Annotated in this window: 18 protein-coding genes; 12 read left to right on the plus strand and 6 right to left on the minus strand. The window is 55.7% G+C overall.

Translation table 11 applies throughout. The features are described 5' to 3' along the window. The first annotated feature begins 141 nt into the window (after positions 1-141). The 4 genes from FIV00_RS13020 (at position 142) to FIV00_RS29790 (ending at position 6,533) form a co-directional block, all read left to right on the plus strand. Complete coding sequence (locus FIV00_RS13020) at positions 142-1,152, plus strand: metalloregulator ArsR/SmtB family transcription factor (protein ID WP_152501149.1); 1,011 nt, start codon at positions 142-144, stop codon at positions 1,150-1,152. A gap of 2 nt (positions 1,153-1,154) precedes the next feature. Further along, positions 1,155-2,066: a methylenetetrahydrofolate reductase [NAD(P)H] gene (gene metF / locus FIV00_RS13025; protein WP_152501150.1), complete on the plus strand. Its 912-nt coding sequence runs from the start codon at positions 1,155-1,157 to the stop codon at positions 2,064-2,066. Between the two features lie 146 nt (positions 2,067-2,212). Beyond that, positions 2,213-5,941 carry a methionine synthase gene (gene metH / locus FIV00_RS13030; RefSeq protein WP_152501151.1) on the plus strand — a complete coding sequence of 1,243 codons (3,729 nt, stop codon included), beginning with the start codon at positions 2,213-2,215 and terminating at the stop codon, positions 5,939-5,941. 436 nt (positions 5,942-6,377) lie between these two features. Further along, positions 6,378-6,533 carry a hypothetical protein gene (locus FIV00_RS29790; protein WP_173005979.1) on the plus strand — a complete coding sequence of 52 codons (156 nt, stop codon included), beginning with the start codon at positions 6,378-6,380 and terminating at the stop codon, positions 6,531-6,533. 114 nt (positions 6,534-6,647) lie between these two features. On the opposite strand, the gene FIV00_RS13035 is transcribed toward FIV00_RS29790, so the two are convergent. Together FIV00_RS13035 and FIV00_RS13040 are read right to left on the minus strand one after the other, a co-directional pair. Then, the gene (locus FIV00_RS13035) at positions 6,648-7,289 is read right to left on the minus strand and encodes a LysE family translocator (protein WP_152501152.1); all 642 of its coding nucleotides are present in this window, start codon (positions 7,287-7,289) and stop codon (positions 6,648-6,650) included. A 164-nt stretch (positions 7,290-7,453) separates the two neighbouring features. Next, positions 7,454-8,143 (minus strand): helix-turn-helix transcriptional regulator, encoded by a 690-nt coding sequence (locus tag FIV00_RS13040; RefSeq protein ID WP_152501153.1) that lies wholly within the window; start codon positions 8,141-8,143, stop codon positions 7,454-7,456. A gap of 93 nt (positions 8,144-8,236) precedes the next feature. Here FIV00_RS13040 and FIV00_RS13045 point away from each other — a divergent pair, with 93 nt between their 5' ends. The 4 genes from FIV00_RS13045 to FIV00_RS13060 are packed head-to-tail and all read left to right on the plus strand — an operon-like array spanning position 8,237 to position 10,264. Continuing rightward, on the plus strand, positions 8,237-8,569 hold the full coding sequence (locus tag FIV00_RS13045; protein ID WP_152504251.1) for an NIPSNAP family protein: 333 nt from the start codon (positions 8,237-8,239) through the stop codon (positions 8,567-8,569). After that, positions 8,566-8,910, plus strand: coding sequence for an antibiotic biosynthesis monooxygenase (locus tag FIV00_RS13050; protein WP_152501154.1), 345 nt, complete (start codon positions 8,566-8,568; stop codon positions 8,908-8,910). Before FIV00_RS13045 ends, FIV00_RS13050 begins: the two co-directional genes overlap by 4 nt. A gap of 14 nt (positions 8,911-8,924) precedes the next feature. Then, complete coding sequence (locus FIV00_RS13055) at positions 8,925-9,812, plus strand: DMT family transporter (RefSeq protein ID WP_152501155.1); 888 nt, start codon at positions 8,925-8,927, stop codon at positions 9,810-9,812. 29 nt (positions 9,813-9,841) lie between these two features. Continuing rightward, positions 9,842-10,264 (plus strand): cupin domain-containing protein, encoded by a 423-nt coding sequence (locus FIV00_RS13060; protein ID WP_152501156.1) that lies wholly within the window; start codon positions 9,842-9,844, stop codon positions 10,262-10,264. A 48-nt stretch (positions 10,265-10,312) separates the two neighbouring features. On the opposite strand, the gene FIV00_RS13065 is transcribed toward FIV00_RS13060, so the two are convergent. Continuing rightward, positions 10,313-11,761, minus strand: a complete 1,449-nt coding sequence (locus tag FIV00_RS13065) for an ATP-binding protein (RefSeq protein ID WP_152501157.1) — start codon at positions 11,759-11,761, stop codon at positions 10,313-10,315. Beyond that, positions 11,758-12,486: a response regulator gene (locus FIV00_RS13070; protein ID WP_152501158.1), complete on the minus strand. Its 729-nt coding sequence runs from the start codon at positions 12,484-12,486 to the stop codon at positions 11,758-11,760. Before FIV00_RS13070 ends, FIV00_RS13065 begins: the two co-directional genes overlap by 4 nt. A gap of 228 nt (positions 12,487-12,714) precedes the next feature. On the opposite strand from FIV00_RS13070, the gene FIV00_RS13075 reads away from it, so the two are divergent. Both FIV00_RS13075 and FIV00_RS13080 read left to right on the plus strand, forming a co-directional pair. Further along, complete coding sequence (locus FIV00_RS13075; RefSeq protein WP_152501159.1) at positions 12,715-13,683, plus strand: EF-hand domain-containing protein; 969 nt, start codon at positions 12,715-12,717, stop codon at positions 13,681-13,683. Positions 13,684-13,856: 173 nt separating this feature from the next. Further along, positions 13,857-14,858, plus strand: coding sequence for a hypothetical protein (locus tag FIV00_RS13080; protein WP_152501160.1), 1,002 nt, complete (start codon positions 13,857-13,859; stop codon positions 14,856-14,858). 20 nt (positions 14,859-14,878) lie between these two features. On the opposite strand, the gene FIV00_RS13085 is transcribed toward FIV00_RS13080, so the two are convergent. Then, the gene (locus FIV00_RS13085; RefSeq protein ID WP_152501161.1) at positions 14,879-15,463 is read right to left on the minus strand and encodes a YceI family protein; all 585 of its coding nucleotides are present in this window, start codon (positions 15,461-15,463) and stop codon (positions 14,879-14,881) included. Between the two features lie 542 nt (positions 15,464-16,005). On the opposite strand from FIV00_RS13085, the gene FIV00_RS13090 reads away from it, so the two are divergent. Together FIV00_RS13090 and FIV00_RS13095 are read left to right on the plus strand one after the other, a co-directional pair. Beyond that, a complete protein-coding gene (locus tag FIV00_RS13090) occupies positions 16,006-16,716 on the plus strand; it encodes a response regulator transcription factor (protein WP_152501162.1) in 711 nt (236 codons plus the stop codon). Beyond that, complete coding sequence (locus tag FIV00_RS13095) at positions 16,652-18,355, plus strand: HAMP domain-containing sensor histidine kinase (RefSeq protein ID WP_247649382.1); 1,704 nt, start codon at positions 16,652-16,654, stop codon at positions 18,353-18,355. Before FIV00_RS13090 ends, FIV00_RS13095 begins: the two co-directional genes overlap by 65 nt. Here the strand turns inward: FIV00_RS13095 and FIV00_RS13100 are convergent. Continuing rightward, the gene (locus FIV00_RS13100) at positions 18,333-19,229 is read right to left on the minus strand and encodes a LysR family transcriptional regulator (protein WP_152501163.1); all 897 of its coding nucleotides are present in this window, start codon (positions 19,227-19,229) and stop codon (positions 18,333-18,335) included. The two genes, FIV00_RS13095 and FIV00_RS13100, sit on opposite strands and share 23 nt — an antisense overlap. Between the last annotated feature and the right edge of the window lie 119 nt (positions 19,230-19,348).

The raw sequence follows: 19,348 nt of genomic DNA on the forward strand, positions 1-19,348 counted from the left end.
CGACTACGCGTTTCGGTCTTGCGGGGTCGACGCATTTTGACCAAACCATGTCGCAAATGTTCCTCGTGCTTGCATCTTTCATCTAATTGATATAAAGATATCTTTATATCGACATTGATGCTTGATGAGCAGTACCTGAGCATGACCGACGAGCAGACACTTTCCGTAGACGATACCCTGGCCGCTTTGAGGGCCGTGGGAGAGGCAACGCGTTTGCGTCTTGTGGCGCTTCTGGCGGAAAGTGAACTCACCGTGAAGGATGCGACAGCAATCCTTGGGCAAAGCCAGCCTCGCATCTCCCGGCACCTGAAGCTGCTTGCTGAAGCCGATCTCATCAAACGCTACCCGGAAGGATCCTGGGTCTATTATCGCCTGGCCGATGGACCGGAGGGAGAACTCGTGCGCGGGCTCGTTGCGCGCATCTCAAAGGACGATCCGGTCCTTGCCGCTGATCAAGAGCGTTTCCAGGCTATTCGCAAGGCCAAGGCCGAAGAAGCTGCGGCTTACTTCGCAGCACGGGCATTGACCTGGGATCGGGAACGTTCTTTGCATGTGTCAGAAGACGATGTGGAAGCTGCGATGCGCAAAGCGCTCGGCGAAACACCCTTCCAGACCTTTCTTGACCTTGGAACCGGAACAGGCCGCTTGCTTGAGCTCTTTTCCGATCAATATGTCTCTGCGCTCGGCATTGATGCATCCCATGACATGCTTGCCGTTGCGCGCGCCAATCTTGCGAAAGCCGGTCTGGTCAACGCGCAGGTTCGCCACGGCGATGTTTACGCGCTGAACGTGCCGCCGCGCTCATTCGATGTCGTGGCCATTCATCAGGTGCTGCACTTCTTGGACGATCCGGCCAGGGCTCTGAGCGAGGCGGCTCGGGCGTTGCGTCCGGGTGGTCGGCTCATCGTAATCGATTTCGCCCCGCACGAATTGGAGTTTCTGCGTGAGAACCATGCCCACCGGCGGCTTGGTTTTGCGCAAGACCAAATGGAGCGTTGGCTGGAAGCTCTTGATCTCGACCTGGAGCAGGTGACTGACCTCGTTCCCGGCGACGACAGCGAAACAAACCTGACTGTTACTCTTTGGCTGGCCCGCGACCGCCGTGTCGTTACGGATCTGCCGGCTCCGAATTCTTCCCGAGAGGTTGCTTGATTATGAATTCCGTTTCCAACCGCAGGTCCCATCAGGCCGCGCCAACGCCAATTACGGCGTCCTTTGAATTTTTCCCGCCAAAGTCCGACAAGATGGCGGAAACGCTTTGGAATACGGTGCAGCGTCTGGCGCCGCTTCATCCTTCTTTTGTGTCCGTGACCTACGGGGCAGGTGGATCAACCCGTGAGCGGACACACAAGACAGTTGAACGTATTTTGAAGGAAACCGACCTTGCGCCAGCCGCACACCTGACCTGTGTCGGTGCGTCACAAGAAGAAATTGACGGGATCGTCAAAGACTACTGGGATCTGGGCGTTCGTCATCTGGTCGCGCTGCGCGGTGATCCTCTTGAGGGCATAGGCACGCGCTATACACCTCACAACAACGGTTATCCTTATGCTTCCGACCTTGTTTCGGGGATCAAGAAAATTGCCAATTTCGACATCTCGGTTTCCGGTTATCCGGAAAAGCATCCGGAAAGCGGAAGCTGGCAGACCGAAATCGACAATCTGAAACGCAAGGTCGATGCGGGCGCTGACCGGATCATCACCCAGTACTTCTTCGACAATGACGTGTTCGATGCTTATCTGGACCGGATTGCGGCAGCCGGCATCAACATTCCCGTAATCCCCGGCATCCTGCCGATCCATAATTTTGAACAGACCATGGTGTTTTCGGCCAAGTGTGGCACGTCCATTCCGCAATGGCTTGCACGCCGCTTTGCCGGTCTGAGCAACGATCCTGAGACACGCAAACTGGTCGGAGTTTCGGTTGCTTGTGAGCAGGCCATGGACCTGGTCGATCGCGGCATCAATGATTTCCACTTCTATACAATGAACCGTGCCGATCTGACCTATGCCATCTGTCACATGCTGGGTATGGGCCAGAGCGAGCAAAAAGGTCTGGCTGCCTGACCGGAAACCGGTCGCAGCGTTCGAGAAACTCTCAATGGCGAGGCCGCAAACTTCGCGGCCCGCGTTACGTTTAAAATTGATAAGCGCAAGCTGACCCCAAAACACGTCGCCGCGCTTGAAAAGCAGATCCTCCGGAAGGAAAAACAGTGAAAACCTCCGATGCCTTTGAGCGCCTCAACGACCTTGCAAAGTCCCGCATTCTTGTGTTGGACGGTGCAATGGGAACGGAGATCCAGCTGCTCAAACTGGACGAGGCCGCTTATCGAGGGTCACGTTTTGCGGACTGGCCGAGTGACGTCAAAGGCAACAATGACCTGCTCAGCCTCACGCAACCCGAAGCAATCCGGCAGATCCATATAGACTATCTGGAAGCCGGTGCTGACATCGTCGAGACGAACACCTTTTCCTCCACGACCATTGCCCAGGCTGATTACGGGATGGAGGAACTGGCCTACGAACTGAATTTTGAAAGTGCAAGACTTGCACGCGAAGCCTGCGACCAGGTTATGGCAAATGATCCGTCTCGGCCGTGTTTCGTTGCAGGAGCCCTTGGGCCGACCAACCGGACCGCATCAATCTCCCCGGACGTTAACAACCCCGGCTACCGCGCTGTATCTTTTGATGATTTGCGGATCGCATATGCAGAAGCAGCTCGAGGCCTTATCGCCGGTGGTGCTGATCTTCTGCTTGTCGAAACCATTTTCGATACGTTGAATGCAAAGGCGGCTCTTTTCGGCATTGATGAGGTTTTTGAGGAAACAGGTCAAAAACTTCCAGTGATCGTCTCCGGTACGATTACCGATCTTTCCGGCCGTACGTTGTCGGGTCAGACACCTGAAGCGTTCTGGAATTCGGTCCGGCATACGCAGCCGCTCGCGATTGGTTTGAACTGTGCCCTTGGCGCCAAGGAAATGCGCGCGCATGTGGATGAGCTGGGACGGGTTGCCGATACCCTGGTATGCGCTTATCCGAATGCAGGTCTGCCAAATGAGTTCGGTGAATACGACGAGAGCCCCGAACATATGGCAGGGTTGATCGAGGAGTTCGCATCGGCGGGCCTTGTCAACCTGGTTGGGGGCTGTTGCGGCACCACACCGGCGCATATTCGCGCGATTGCCGAAGCCGTTGCTGACAAGGCACCGCGTGCAATTCCAGAAATAGATCGGCATATGCGCCTGTCGGGTCTTGAGCCCTTTGTCGTCACAAAGGAAACCAATTTCGTCAATGTGGGCGAACGCACCAATGTGACAGGCTCTGCGCGCTTCCGGAAGCTGATCAAGGAAGGCGACTATGCCACGGCACTCGACGTGGCGCGCCAGCAAGTGGAAAATGGCGCTCAGATCATCGACATCAACATGGATGAGGGGCTGCTGGATTCCGAGGAAGCCATGGTCACGTTCCTGAACCTCGTTGCGGCCGAACCGGATATCGCCAAAGTGCCGATTATGATCGACAGCTCCAAGTGGACCGTGATCGAGGCTGGCTTGAAATGCATTCAAGGCAAAGGCGTTGTCAATTCCATCTCGCTGAAAGAAGGCGAAGAGGCTTTCATCGAGCAGGCGAAGCTTGTCCGGCGCTACGGAGCAGCCGTGGTGGTGATGGCATTTGACGAGGATGGTCAGGCCGACACGTTCGAACGCAAGACCGAGATTTGTGCCCGGTCCTACAAAGTGTTGACTGAGAAAGTCGGTTTTCCGCCGGAAGACATTGTCTTCGATCCGAATATCTTCGCCGTTGCGACTGGTATCGAAGAGCACAACAACTACGGTGTCGATTTCATTGAGGCGACTGGCTGGATCCGCGAAAACCTGGCTCATGCGCATGTGTCGGGTGGGGTATCCAATCTGTCCTTTTCCTTTAGGGGCAACGAGGCCGTGCGTGAAGCAATGCATTCGGTCTTCCTCTACCACGCCATCAAGCGCGGCATGGATATGGGCATTGTCAATGCCGGGCAGCTGGCGGTTTACAACGATCTGGAAAGCGAGCTGCGGGAGCTTTGCGAAGACGTTGTGCTGAACCGACGGGACGATGCCACGGACCGTATGCTGGAAGCAGCAGAGCGTTGGAAAGGTGAGGGTGGCAAGCGGAAAGAAGCCGATCTGACCTGGCGCACCTGGGGTGTTGCCAAGCGCCTCGAACACGCGCTGGTTCACGGCATTTCCGACTATGTCGTCGAAGACACTGAAGAAGCCAGACAAGCATTCGATCGTCCGCTTCACGTTATTGAAGGTCCGTTGATGGACGGTATGAACGTGGTCGGCGATCTTTTCGGATCCGGGCAAATGTTCTTGCCGCAGGTCGTCAAATCCGCTCGCGTGATGAAAAAAGCGGTCGCTTACCTGATGCCCTTCATGGAGAAGGAAAAGGAAGAGCAAGGCCTTACAGGGCATTCTTCCGCCGGCAAGATCCTGATGGCAACGGTCAAGGGTGATGTGCATGACATCGGCAAGAACATTGTCGGCGTCGTACTCCAGTGCAACAATTTTGAGGTGATTGATCTGGGGGTCATGGTGTCTGCCGCCAAGATCCTGGAAACAGCCAAAGCCGAAAAAGTCGACATGGTCGGACTGTCTGGTCTGATCACGCCGTCGCTCGACGAAATGTGTCACGTTGCGGCCGAGTTGGAGCGCGAAGGGCTGGACGTTCCGCTTCTGATTGGTGGTGCCACCACTTCCAAGATCCACACGGCTGTAAAAATCCATCCGAATTACGAGCGGGGGCAGGCGATCTACGTTACCGATGCTGGCCGTGCCGTTGGCGTGGCCTCCAAGCTGATGAGCGAGGGCGGGCGTGAGCCTTATTTTGCGAATGTACGTGCCGAATATGCAGACATAGCTGAGAAACACGCAGCCGGGCGCGGTGGTCAGAAGCGCACTTCGCTTGCAGATGCGCGCAAGAATGCCTTTCAGTCCGATTTTGCCGGCAAGCCGCCTGTTGAGCCCAAGAAACCGGGGTCAACAGTCTTTGACGATTTCCCCTTGGAAGAGCTCGTTCCGCTTATTGACTGGACACCCTTTTTCGCAACGTGGGAAATCAAGGGCCGGTACCCGGCTGTGCTGACAGACAACCGTTACGGTCCGGCGGCCAAAGCGCTTTACGATGATGCTCGGCGGATGCTTGACGAAATCGTTGAGAAGAAACTTCTGACAGCACGTGGAGTTGCTTCCTTATGGCCAGCCAATGCGGTTGGCGATGATGTCCGAGTGTTTACAGACGAAGGCCGCACTGAGACGCTCGCCACTTTTCATACGCTGCGTCAGCAGATGGCTCGCTCGGCTGGTGGACGCGCAAACGTGGCGCTTAGTGACTTCGTCGCTCCGCTGGATAGCGGGATCAAGGACTGGGTTGGCGGTTTTGCCGTCACCGCAGGCCATGGCGAGGATGACCTGGCTGCCCGGTATGCAAAGGAAGGGGATGACTACAACAAGATCCTTTCGCAGGCTCTGGCGGACCGGCTGGCCGAAGCGTTTGCAGAAAAGCTTCATCAGATCGTGCGCACGGACTTGTGGGGATATGCAGCGGATGAGACCCTGCAGGTTGAGGATATCATCGGCGAAAAATATCAGGGTATTCGTCCTGCCGCAGGCTATCCTGCTCAGCCAGATCACACTGAAAAGGACACTTTGTTCAGACTGCTTGATGCGGAACGGTTGACCGGGATACAGCTCACCGAAAGCCGTGCGATGTTGCCGGGATCGTCTGTTTCCGGGCTCTATTTCAGCCATGCTGACAGCCACTATTTTGGTGTTGGCAAGATCGAAAAGGACCAGGTGGAAGACTATGCCGAACGCAAGTTGTGGGATGTTGCCTACGCCGAGCGCTGGCTGGCTCCGATCCTGAACTACGATCCGGCTCGGATGGAAGCGGCTGAATAGAACGGTTGAAGGTCAATTCTTCAGCCAATTTGGATACGGACAGTTTAAAGGAAAAAAGCGGGCCTACAGGTCCGCTTTTTTAATGTCAGTGCGTGTCTTGAAGTGCAGTCGTTCGAATTTGTGCTTCTGGCCGCATAAAGACCGGCCATGAACTCTGCCGCCTGTTTCTATAAAGCGGGTCTACTAGTGACCTTCGCGTCGCAGACCTGCCAATTCCTTGTAATTTGCAAACGTGCTGGCAACATCCGAGACATTCGAGCTGCCCACTACAACTTGCCTGTTATTTTTGCGTGTAAATTAAATATCCTTGAGAAAATGACGTTTTTTTAATGAAAATGCACATAGTGCACTCTTGAAATGTGCACGGTGTGCACCTACTATTCATTTCATCACGCAGCTGCTTCGAAACTGAACGAGCTGCAGAAGGAGAAGAATAATGAACGTGCACACGGCCAAAATCATGTTGGTTCGGCATCGCCAGGACTATAACCGGGACCGCCTTCCGTGGTTGCCGTCACGTCTCTACCGTTCATGGCGCGAAGCCCTGCCAAATGTTCAGGAGGTTTTCAGAGCCTCCAGAAAACGGGCCTAACCCGATCGGGCCCCAAGAATAACAAAATACCGCACGGCGTTCTTATGCCCCGAACGTCGCGACCTCTTAGACAAAACCCGGCTTTTGCCGGGTTTTTTGTTGTCGCACGCACGCTCAGTTACGGCTGAGCAGGAGCTTCAATCCTGCAAAGGCAAAGAAGCCACCAAGCAGCAGCTGTATCGTGCGCCGAGCTTTGCTGTAGACGGAAATCATGGTCGAGCTGGAAAAAGCCAGCGCATAAAGAGTGTGTATCGCCGCGGACATGATGAAGGTTCCGATAACAATCACTGCGCCGACCCAGAAAGGTGCATCGGCTTTCAGACCAAGTGATATGATCGCGATCCAGGCCAATGCCGCTTTGGGGTTCATCATCTGAATGATGTAGCCGCGTATGAAATATCCGCTGGGCGTGCGTTTGCCGCCTTCGAGTTCTCGGGTCTCAAGGTCATGGCGTGATGCTGCAGATTTCAGAGACTTGTAAGCGAGCCAGAGCAGGTATGCTCCGCCGAATATTTTGATAACCGTCAGAGCAGAAGCGTAGGCGGCGAGCAATGCGGATAGTCCGAGCACCGTCAGGACAGCCCAAGTGAAAGATCCTGCTGCGACACCGAGTGCCAATGACACGCCCGACTTTCTGCCAGTGCTCATGGATGTTCCAAGAACTGCGAGAATGTTTGGGCCCGGGCTGGCAATTGCCAGTAAAAACGCCGAATAGGCGAGCAGAATTCCTGGCAGGTAGATAGAGATCTGTTCCACGACTGTCTTCCCTTTTGGTGTTCGACCTGAACACCATAAGAGGTCAATTGCAGGCAATGTTTCGAGCTGGATCGAACTGTGCCGCCTCATTTCCGGGTGATTGGCTGAATTGACCCCATCTTGTCGATTGGGTCTGAGGCAAGTTTGCTGACGACCTGAAAAGTCTAGTCCACCGGGAAAAGCTGCCTAATCTCGGCTTGCCCCTTTGGCGAGAACCGCACTGTTCGGCTGTTTCGGTCTCGACGCAGCCAGTCCTTCTCAATGAAGTGGGTCAACAAGGCAGCGCCCAGACTGCCGGCAAGATGGTTTCGGCGCTCACTCCAATCGAGGCACACTCTGCAGAGCGGCCGCCGACTTGCGGTCAAGGCGTCGAGATCGATCCCGATCTCCCTGACAAAACTGCTTCCGTTTTCGGTCAGACCAAAGCCGCCCTTTGCACCGGTAATAGCCAGAAAGTCACGCGAATGCAGGCTGTCGAAGATGCGCACGGCCATATCGCCCGCCAGATGGTCGTAACAAACTCTTGCAGCTCGCATTGCCGGATCCTTTGGTCCGGTACGTGTGCGCAAGTGGCCCTTGCGTGCGGCCAGTCCCATCACAGCTTCGAGTACAGCGCCGACTTCAGGACCGGCAAGCGTGAAATAGCGGTGCCTGCCTTGCTTGGCCTGCAAGAGCAAGCCACCCTCCATCAGCTTTTTAAGGTGGGAACTTGCGGTTTGACCGGTGACACCGGCTTCTGCTGCCAGTTCCGTGGCGGTCAGTGCCTTGCCGCTCAAGAGTGCGCCCAGCATGTTGGCACGCGCGGGATCACCTATCAGTGCGCCAATGCGGGCAATGTCTGGACCTTCTTTCACGATTTTCCCCTCATGGTTCGATCTCCATCGAAGCATTGATGTCATGCAACATGGCACAAAGCCGGTCCACCGACCACCGGAAAGGACTTCATGATGATCACATGTTTCATCCGCTATCATATCGATCCGACAAAGCGGACAGCTTTTGATACCTATGCACGCAATTGGGGGCAGGCGATTCCCAGATGTGGCGCTGATCTGATCGGCTACTATGCGCCGCATGAAGGCTCGTCAACGCTTGCATACGGTGTTTATTCTATCGAAAACCTGGCGGCTTACGAAGCTTATCGAGCCCGGCTCGCTGCCGATCCGCTGGGACAGGAAAACTACGCTTTCGCCCAATCGGAAAAATTCATCTTGCGGGAAGACCGTACCTTTCTGAAACTGGCGTCCGCACCGCATGCCGTCGAGGGAGCAAAAAAGTGATTGTCGTGATTTTCGAAGTAATCCCGCATGCGGACAAACAGCAGGCTTATCTGGACGTGGCGGCCGAAATGCGCCCACTTGTTGAACAGATTGACGGTTTCCTCTCTGTTGAGCGGTTTCAGAGCCTGACCAATCCCGAAAAGCTTTTGTCCCTTTCCTACTTTCGTGATGAAGCCGCCTTGAACGAATGGCGTCAGTTGACGCAACACCGCAAGGCACAGGCAGTGGGCAGGGGGAGTTACTTCAAAGACTACCGGCTTCGGGTCGCACATGTCCTGCGGGACTACGGCATGGAAGAACGGTCCGAAGCACCGGACGACAGCCGTGCGCTCCTCGGCTAGAACAAAATACTCTCATGCAAAGTCGCGCTCTTGAATACACCCTTTTGGGGTGTCTCGCCCTGTTGTGGGGCTCATCCTATATGTGGATTGCTCTTGCGCTGCCAACGATCCCGCCAACGACGTTGATTTCCATTCGCGTTGCTCTCGCGTCGGTCATCTTGTTGGCAATAATGGCCTTTTGGGGCATCCGATTGCCTTTGGATGCACGTAGTTGGCGCTTGTTCATGGTTCAGTCGCTGGTCAACAGCACCGGCCCGTGGATGTTGCTTGCCTGGGGGCAACAATATGCCGGTACCGCGGTTTCCAGTGTCTTGAACTCAACATCGCCGCTCTGGGTCTTTGCCTTTTCGTTTGTGTTGCTGCAAAGCGGAAACCGGCCGGGTGCCAGACAATTGGCTGGTGCACTTCTTGGATTTGCGGGCATCGTGCTCATTGTTGGCACAGGCGCGCTGGATGATTTGGGGCAGAATCTATTGCCGCAACTGGCCGTTCTCCTGAGTGCGGTGCTATACGGATTTGCAGCTCTTCGCGGCAGACTGTTTGCCGGTATGCACCCTATCGTTCCGGCCTGCGGGACACTTCTATGTTCAGCACTGGTGCTTGTTCCTGCAAGTCTGATTGTGGACAGTCCCTGGCAACTTGCGCCCAGCCTGATGGGCATTGGCGCTGCGATTTTCCTCGGCACGGCCTGCACGGCTCTGGCATTTCTGATCTATTTCCGTCTTCTGTCGACACTCGGAGCCATGGGAACGGCCAGTCAGGCCTACCTGCGATCCGGCGTTGGGGTCTTTCTGGGGGTCGTGTTTCTATCTGAGACGCTTGATATTGAGACCTTTGTCGGAATCTGCCTTGCCATTCTCGGGGTGGTTCTGATCAACTGGCCGAAGAGGCGAAACGTTTGAAGTGTACCGCCGCCAGGTAAGGAGGTGTCATGAGTGTCCTAACCGTTTTTGAGGCCGGGTCCCGGCCGACCAAACGTGCCAATCCAGAGTATTTTACCGGCTCTGTCTGGCAGGATCCGGTGATAGAAGCACCTGCACCGGCACGGGTCCGGGCACTAAGGGTCACGTTTGAACCGAAGGCGCGCACCCACTGGCACACCCACCCGCTTGGACAGACCTTGCACATTCTGGAAGGTGCCGGGTTCGTCCATGTCTGGGGACAGGAAAAGCTGTCGATACTGCCGGGCGACGTCGTCTGGATCCCACCAGGTGTGAAGCACTGGCACGGAGCCGGACCAAACACCACGATGGTACATCTGGCCATTCAGGAAGAGTTGGACGGTTCTGTCGCCGAGTGGCTGGAAGCAGTCGACGACGCTACATACGCAGGCGGGATAGAAGCGCGGCGGTAATGGCAACCCTGGTTTAAGGTCGTGCTGAATCTGCGGATTTTGGCCTAGTCAGTTTCTCAATTCTCCCAAAGGCAACCGCAATTCGGCAACCAGCCCGCCTTCGGGGTGGTTGCGCAAGTTGATCGTCCCGCCATGGGCGTGGATGATCGAGCGGGTGATGGCAAGGCCGAGGCCGATGCCTCCGGTTTCCTCGCTTCGGGATTCTTCAAGCCTGACAAACGGTTCGAAGACATCCTTAAGCCTGTCTTCCGGAATTCCGGGTCCTTTGTCGCGAATGGAAACAATCACATCGCTGCCGCTTTGCTCAGCTTTGACTGTTACCGCTTCCCCGTAACGAATTGCGTTTTCGATCAGGTTCCTAAGCGCGCGTTTCATTGCAACGGGCCGGCAAGACAGGATGATGGTCCCGTCGGTCTTCACGCTGCAGTCATTGCCCATATCTTCCTGGTCACTAGCCAGAGCCTCCAGCATTGCACCAAGATCTGCCCTCTCAGCGGGTTCTGCATTGGCCTCGTCCCTGGCAAAGCGCAGCGTGGCCTCCGTCATCGCCGCCATTTCTTCCAGTGTCTCGATCATCTTTTCCCGGTTCTCGTCATCATCGATAAACTCGGCCCTGATCCGAAGCGATGTGATGGGAGTTCTGAGATCGTGACTGATGGCCGCCAGCATGCGGGTCCGGTCTTTGACAAAGCGCGTCAGTCGATCCTGCATGTCATTGAAAGAGCTGGTGAGAGCACGCACTTCCTTCGGCCCTGTGGGATGGAGCGCTTCGAGATCTTCACCTCGGCCAAGTTTCTCGGCTGATACGGCCAGATCCTTCAGCGGTCTCGTAACGCGGCGAACCGCGAACCCTATGATCAAAACGGCGGCCAGAGCGGTCAGGCCAAGTTGTACCAAAAGCGGTATGATTGCCCCCTTGGGAGGGCGATAACTGGTCGCGACATTCAGCCAGCGTCCATCGGCTTGCTGAATGGAAAGCGAAAGATCTTCAGGCTTGTTCATGATCCGCTTGAGATTGGGGGGCCTTTCGCCTTTTGGAACATCGCGCCAGCTTGGGTTTCTGTCGTCATTCCTTGCACGGTCGCGCGGTCCCCGCTTTTCGTCCGCGTGTATGTTGATATGCGCGACATAATCGTGCCCGAGCCTGTTGCTGATGTAGCCTTGCAAGCGCTGTTCGAACCGCGATGCACCGGGCTTTGGAGCGAGCGGAGTGTCCCCGATCCAGAAAATGGCATACCGGCTGCTGCTGGCATCCAGGATTTTCTGTTGCAGCTCTTCAGGTGTTTCTTCAAGCAGCGTTGCGATCGAGATCGCTCTCGACAGAAGATTGTCCCGTGCAGCGGCAACCATGGTGATGCGGCGCTCATCATGGAAAATCCAGACGCTGAGCGCCTGTGCAGCAACGATGGCTGCCAGAAGCAGTACAATCAATTGCGCCGCAATTGATTTGGGCCATAGCCGATAGAGCGTTGTCTTTATGAGTTGAGGAGCGCTCATGCGGTTCCGTCTTTGACTTCGGCGGTAAACATATAGCCGCCGCCCCAGACTGTCTTGATCAGCTTCGGGTCTTTCGGATCTGTTTCTATTTTCCTGCGCAGACGCGACACCTGGTTGTCGATGGACCTGTCGAAGACTGCCGGTGTGCGTCCCGTGGTGAGGTCGAGCAACTGGTCGCGATTGAGCACCATTTTCGGCCGTTTCAAGAACGCGCAGAGCAGCTGAAATTCACCGCTTGAAAGTGCAACGGCCACGCCCTCAGGGTCCATCAGCTCACGGCGGGACACGTTGAGCGCCCAACCGTCGAAGGACAGCAATTCCTGTTCAATCGGATCGCGCTCCTTTGGAACGAGCGACGTTCGCCTGAGCACGGCCCGGATCCGGGCAAGAAGTTCGCGAGGGTTGAACGGCTTGGTGACATAGTCGTCTGCGCCTATTTCCAGACCAATGACCCGATCCGTGTCGTCGGCCATGGCTGTCAGCAGGATCACCGGCAAGGACCCTGTTTCCACAAGGTGCCGGCACAGTGACAGCCCGTCTTCGCCGGGCATCATGATGTCCAGAACGACGAGGTCAATTGATGCCGCTTTCAATGCCTTGCGCGCGTGAGCAGCATTTTCCGCACTCGTTGCGCGCATGCCGTTCTTGATCAGATAGCGGGCCAGCGTTTCACGAATGTCGCGGTGGTCGTCCACCACCAGAATATGCGGGCTCGGGTCGCTCACGTTTGTCTCCGTCTTGGCAGCGGGTTCTGTACTTGGTGTCCATCCGCCACTTCATTGTGTCTAAAGCCTAAATAATAACAAGCGCACCCACGTGCGAGGCGAGTTTGTATCAAAGTGTGTCGCAGGGGCCAAACGGGACACTTGGCGACACTTCGAGCCGCCCAGAAGGGTATTCCTGCGACAATTGCTTCCTACGTTCGGCTCATCAACGAACAAGGAGTTGTTGGAATGAAACCGTTCAAGAAGATTGCAATTGCCGCCCTGGCTGCGAGCGTCGCGGGCACCGCGCTGACCGCCGGCATGTCTGCGTCTGCCCAGAGTGGCCCTGCATCGGGGGACGGGGGCAAAGAAATTCAACAGCCGGTCGCCGAGCGCATGGCCCATAAGGGTGAGCGAAGCGGTCGCGGCTGGGGCCGGGGTCATCGCGGGGGTGAGCGACGTGCCGAACGCCTGTTTGAGCGTTTTGACGTGGACAAGGATGGCGTCATTACAGCTGAAGAGATCGCCGAAGTCCGGTCTGAGAACTTCGCGGCAGCGGATACCGATGGAAGCGGCGAAATCAGCCTCGAAGAATTCAAGGCAGAATTCCTGACCCGGTCGAATGATCGCATGGTTCGTGCGTTCCAGTTCCTGGATACGGACGGCGACGGTACGGTGACACAGGCAGAATACGATGCAGCCGCCAACCGTCTTTTCAATCGGCTTGATCGCGATGGAAACGGCACGGTTGAACGTGTCCGCGGTCAGCGGGGACAGAATGCCGGCGAAGGCGGCCAACGGGCCGAGCGCGGTGAACGCGGCGGACGCCGTGGCGGACACGGACGGGGCGGTCCCGGTCGGATGTTCCTGAGCCTCTTTGACACGGATGGCGATGGTTCCGTAACCCGAGAAGACTTCGATGCACAGCGTGCTGAATTGTTTTCGCTTGCCGACACAAACGGGAGCGGATCGTTCACGCTGGAAGACTTTGGTCCGATGTGGATGTCAGTCAATGAGAACCGCATCGTCGACATGTTCCAGCGCGCTGATGCCGACGGAAGTCTCGGTGTCACAGCCGAAGAGCATGGAAAGCGCCTTGACCGACTGATGGATCGCGCCGACCGAAACAAAGATGGCGTGATCACCAAAGCCGACTTCAAAGGCGGCAAGAAAATGAAGGGTAAAGGTCGGGGTCACGGCAAACAGCAGCGAGGATAAGAGGCTTCTGGTCAAATGGCCTGACAGCATTTCCCCGCACTTCCTACCCACACCCGCGGGGGGACAGAGGGGGAGCCGCCATTGCGGCTCCCCCTTTTGACTGTTTTCGCCCGTGTTACGTGAATCTCAAGATTTTGCCGTGATAGTGCGCGCGTCAGAATTGGGAGATCACCATGGCCAAGCCAGGATTGAACGACTTCGTTGCGGCAAAGATTGCGGAAAGACGCGTCAGTGAAGACGATGTCGTCACGTTGCGCAGATACATCTACGGCGATATGGCCGTGTCGCTGGAAGAAGGTGCTTCACTCTTTCACCTGAACAACGCATCGCCCGATCTTTGCGAGGCATGGTTTGTGCTCTTTCCCGAAGCGGTTGCCGACATTCTCGTCAATCAGGCCAGTCCTCAGGGTTACGTCTCAAATGACAATGCCGATTGGTTGATCGGTCAAATCACCGCAGACGGCAAGGTGTGTTCAGCAACCGAACTGGATGCCGTATTGCATGTGCTTGAGAAGGCGCGTGAAGTCCCTGAAAGTCTTGAATTGTTTGCACTAAACACGGTCAAAGACAGTGTCTTGACCGGCAATGGTGCTACGCGTTCAGGAGAGCAATTGAGACCGGGTGTTATCGGAGATGCCGAGGTCGAGCTGTTGCGCAGAGTGCTTTATGCAGGATCCGGCAGCCGCGGCTCGGCCATATCCAGGGCTGAAGCTGAAATCCTGTTCGAGTTGAACGACGCGACCGTTGAAGCTGACAATGCCCCGGCTTGGTCAGAACTCTTCGTGAAAGCCGTTGCCAACTACATGATGGCCATGTCCGGTTTCACACCACCTTCCCGGGATGTTGCTCTTGCCCGTGAAAACTGGCTTGAGACGCCGGGTGGTTTTGACGGCGGGCTTGGCGGTTTTTTCAAGAAAATGATTGGCGGAGGCCTTGGCGGTGAGCTCGATGCACATGAGAGCAAGCCGTCGGCATATGCCGAGCGAGGCGCTGCGATTGAAGAGGAAATCGCGCGGAACGAAATCGTTACGGAAGAAGAGGCTTCCTGGCTGGTGACGCGAATAGGCCAGGACGGCGTCTTGCACGAAAACGAGAAATCCCTGCTGCGGTTCATCCGCGAGGAAAGCCCGAATATTCATCCTCTTTTGAAGCCGCTGATGGACAAGGCGATTTGACCGCTTGACCGGTCAGTCGCTCATTCCATTCGCATGGCTTCTGTCTCGATGATCAGATTGACTTCGTCGCCAACAAATCCGTTGTCGACCGCATAGTTCATTCCATATTGGCTGCGGATGACCGTTCCGCGAGCGCTAATGCCTAGCGTGAAGCGGCTGTGCCCAAACGGGTAGTTCGCTGCCTTGTTGAGGGTCACCTCAAGTTTTAGCGGATGTTTTTGCCCAAGCAGTTCAAGCTCGCCCTCAACGGTGCCGGTGGTATCGCTGGTGGGGGTACCTTCGGATGCGGTAAATGTCATGACCGGGAACTTTTCCACGTTCAAAAAGTCCTTGTTCCGAACGTGATCGTCCCGGGCTTCATTGAACGATTCAACGCTCTTGGTATTGACGGTGATTTCTACGTCAGTGAGCGTCTGCGTCTCCATGTCGTAGCTGAAGCCGCCCGCGAAATCCAAGAACACGCCAAGCGTGTCGGCATAGCCCAGATGATCGACCATGAAGACGATTGTCGTGTGCTCCGGGTCGAGCTCATAGCGATGCGGCTCTGCAAGAGCAGGTGTTGCAGCGATCGAAAGGGCAAACAGGCTTCCTAGCAGTCTCGTCATTGCGTCCTCTCAAGGGCTCCGGCCTTCGGTTCCAAAGAGAGCTAGCGCGTTTTGTCATCACGACAATGCCAAAGGAACGCTCACTTGTGGTGAGGGCTCGAGCAGAAAATACCGGGTAGCGTTTACAGACTTGCGATCTGTTACATCGGGGCCCTGGGCCGACAAATCATGGCGTGTGCTTGGCGAATTTGCCCAACATTGCCCGATTGGTGACAAATGCGCAAAATCTGCACATCCTCTCAGTGGGGCCTGCAGTTTAAGTCGCCAATCTGGACCCATGAGACATCCAGCTTCAAAGACCACTTCATTTGCCCCATTTTCAATCGAACGACCTTATGTTCGCCGGCCAGGTTGGCGATCGCGCGGTGGCAACCTTACCCCGTCGGCCGTCTGTCCGGTTTTTCAAAACGACCAGGCTATAGACAAAACACTCCCACGCAGCCTGCGCCGAGACGGCTGGTGGCTGGAAACCTGATCTTGCCTCAGTTATTTGTAATTGTTCTGCTGCCTATTGCGGAAATATCTTTTTCGGGAAGTCAATTTTGCCCAGCAAAACCATTCTTGTCGTCGACGATGACCCCAATATTCGTGAAGTGATCTGTTTCGCGCTTCAAAAAGCTTCCTATGCATTCGAGACGGCAGCTGACGGCAAGGAGGCGATTGACAAGACCAGCCTTCTGGACCCTGCGCTGATTGTCCTGGATATCGGTCTGCCTGAAATGGACGGGCTGGAGGTCTGTCGACACTTGCGGCGGAGCACGGATGTGCCGATCCTGTTTCTTTCCGCGCGCGATGATGAAATAGACCGGATTGTTGGGCTGGAACTCGGTGCCGATGACTATGTCACCAAACCTTTCAGCCCACGCGAATTGATTGCCAGGGTAGGTGCCATTTTAAAGCGCTACGGAGTTACAACTCAGGAACCTGAATTGCTGGAGACGTCGCTGTCGCACGGCATTGTCCTGCTGGAAAAGGATAAACGCCTGGTTACAGTGAGCGAAGCCAACGTCAGCCTCACAGCCATTGAGTTCGATATTCTGGCAGCGTTGTTGAGCCGACCCAAGATCGTTTTTACCCGCGAGCGTATTCTGGAAAGTGCCTACAAGGACAATATTCACGTCTCGGACCGGACGATCGACAGTCACATTCGAAACATCAGGGCCAAACTGAACGACGCCGGGTGCTCAGATGCGATTGAAACCGTTCACGGGGTCGGATTTCGCCTCGGCAACTGCTCCGCTCGGCCCGGATAAGCATCCGTCAATGCTGCTATCGCGTGCCTTCAGAGACAAATGGCGCCCACCGCTTTTTTTGGTGGTGGCAGTCGTTCTCTGCATCATGTTGCTTGTGCCTTTTGCCGGCATTGCGTTTTTCAGGGTCTATGAAAACCAGCTCGTCCAGACCACAGAAGCCGAATTGATCGCGCAATCGGCGGCCATTGCGTCCGTGGCGGCACAGCGTCTGGAACAAGTTGGTGGCGCCGATTTGCCACTGGGCCCGGTGGTTGAGCGCTCGGGTACCTCTTCCTACGATAAAGGTGCATCCGCTCGTCAGCCGGGTGGCAACTGGACACCTCAATTGCCGCTCCTTGACCTGAACAAGACGCGGGTGCTGCCAAGACGTCCCAAGCCACTGGCACCGCAGGCAGAAGTGCATTCAAGGACAGCACTTGTGGGAACGGAACTGGGGCCAATTCTTGAGAACACTCAAAAACTGACGCTTGCCGGATTTCGTGTTCTGGACGTCCATGGAACCGTCATTGCCGGCCGGGATGAACTTGGCCAGTCCCTTGCGCATGTCGCCGAGGTGCGATCGGCCTTGGAAGGGAATTATGCCAGTGTTCTCAGAGAGCGCGCCGTTGAAAATCCACAGCCGATCTATTCCATCAGTCGCGGCACAAGCGTTCGTGTTTTTATCGCACTGCCGATTGTCGTGAACGATAGGGTCGCAGGTGTTGTCTACGCCTCGCGAACACCGAGCAACATATTGAAGGAAATGTTCTGGAAACGCGAAACCGTGTTCTGGGTGTCGGTTTTCATTCTCGGAGCAACCTTTGTTGTCGGCTATATTTTTGCGCGCGCAATTTCAGGCCCGATCAAGGCGCTGACACACCGTTCGCTGAGGATCGGCACGGGAGATCGCGAAGCACTGAAGCCGTTGAAAATCCACGGTAACCGGGAAATCCATGCTTTATCTGAAAGCATGCTCGACATGTCGCGCAAGCTGTTTGATCGCAATGACTACATCAACACTTTCGCCAATCATGTCACCCACGAACTGAAGTCTCCGTTGACGGCCATCCAGGGTGCAGCGGAACTGCTGGCAGACAGCGATGGTCTGAGCGACGAAGATCGAAAGAGGTTCCTGAAGAATATTCTCCGCGATACCGAGCGTGCATCTTTGTTGTTGAACAGGCTCCGAGACCTGGCACGCGCCGACAGTGTCGAGATTGGAGGAGACTCGCGTCTTCAGATGGTTCTCGCCGAGATACAGTCAAAAACCGAAGGTTTCGCGATTGATTGCGAAGGAAACGCAGACCTGCCCATGTCTGCGGAAAACGCCCGGATCGTTTTCTCAAATCTTATTGACAATGCCCGTCAGCATAGTGCGGATCGTGTGGTTGTCACACCGCAAGCTGTGGGGAATGGGCTCAAGGTAAGTGTCAGCGACAATGGGAAGGGTATTTCGTCAGGGAACGCCGAACAGGTTTTCGACCTGTTCTTCACAACCCGGCGCGACAGCGGGGGCACCGGTATGGGCCTCGGGATTGTTCAGGCCCTTCTCAAGGCGCATGGCGCAACGATACGTCTTGGCCCACAAGTGCAAGGGGCGTGTTTCGAAATCTGGTTTCCGCCAAGGGCACGCCCAATCAAATCGTCCAACGAGAGCTGAACTCGCCTGCAAGATGATCTATCAATGCACGCACTCTGCGTGTCAGGTGCCTGTTGGGCGGGTAGAGGGCATACACCCCGAAATTCTCCGTCGCAAAGTCAGGCAGCACTCTTTCCAGCTTCCCCTCCTGAAACGCCTCTTCGACTGCATAGAGCGGAGCGCGTGTTATCCCCAAACCTCCAATTGCCAGCGCGGCCAGTGCTCTGGGGGCATTGGCCCTGACAGCACCACTTAGCCGGACGGTCTGTTCCTGGCCGTTGGTGTAAAAACGCCAGGTGTTCAGGTCCTGTTGGTTGTTGTCGACCAGACAGACATGCGTTTGCAGGGCTTTCGGATGTTGGGGCCGGCCATGTTGTTCCAGGTAATTCGGCGAGGCGCACATGACCAGGGGCATATCTGACAGTTTTCGCGCGATCAGAGTGGAGTCCCGGAGAGTGCTGATGCGAATTGCCAGATCCAGCCCTTCTTCAACCACCGCCACTCGGTTGTCCGTCAAATACATATCGAGCTCGACTTCAGGATGCGTGTTCAGGAAAGGCACCAGCGCTTCCGTCAACTTGGTGCTTCCGAAGCCTGTTGGTGCGGTGAGCCGGATCGGGCCGGCTAGGGCGCTCTGGCGTTCGCTGACGAGGGAGTCCAGATCATCGATCTGCTCCAGGATCGGGCGGCTTCGCTCCAGATAGGCCGTTCCGACATCGGTCAGCGAAACGCTGCGTGTGGTCCGATTGAAGAGCTGGGTCCTGAGTTGGCCCTCCAGATGTCGAACATATTTGCTGACCAGTTTTGTCGATAGCCCGAGGCGGCGACCTGCGGCCGTAAACGAGCCCTCCTGAGCCACCGCCACAAAAGCTCTAATCGTTTCAATCTTGTCCATGATCTGCCTCTTGATTGGAGCGACAGGTATTATTGTCGCCACTTTGTACATAATTATTGAACAAGATTGAGGATTATTTCCATATAGGAGAATTGGCATATTGCGATCAGCGGCCCGGC

The organism is Labrenzia sp. THAF82 (assembly GCF_009363435.1).
Classification (GTDB): Bacteria; Pseudomonadota; Alphaproteobacteria; order Rhizobiales; family Stappiaceae; genus Roseibium; species Roseibium porphyridii.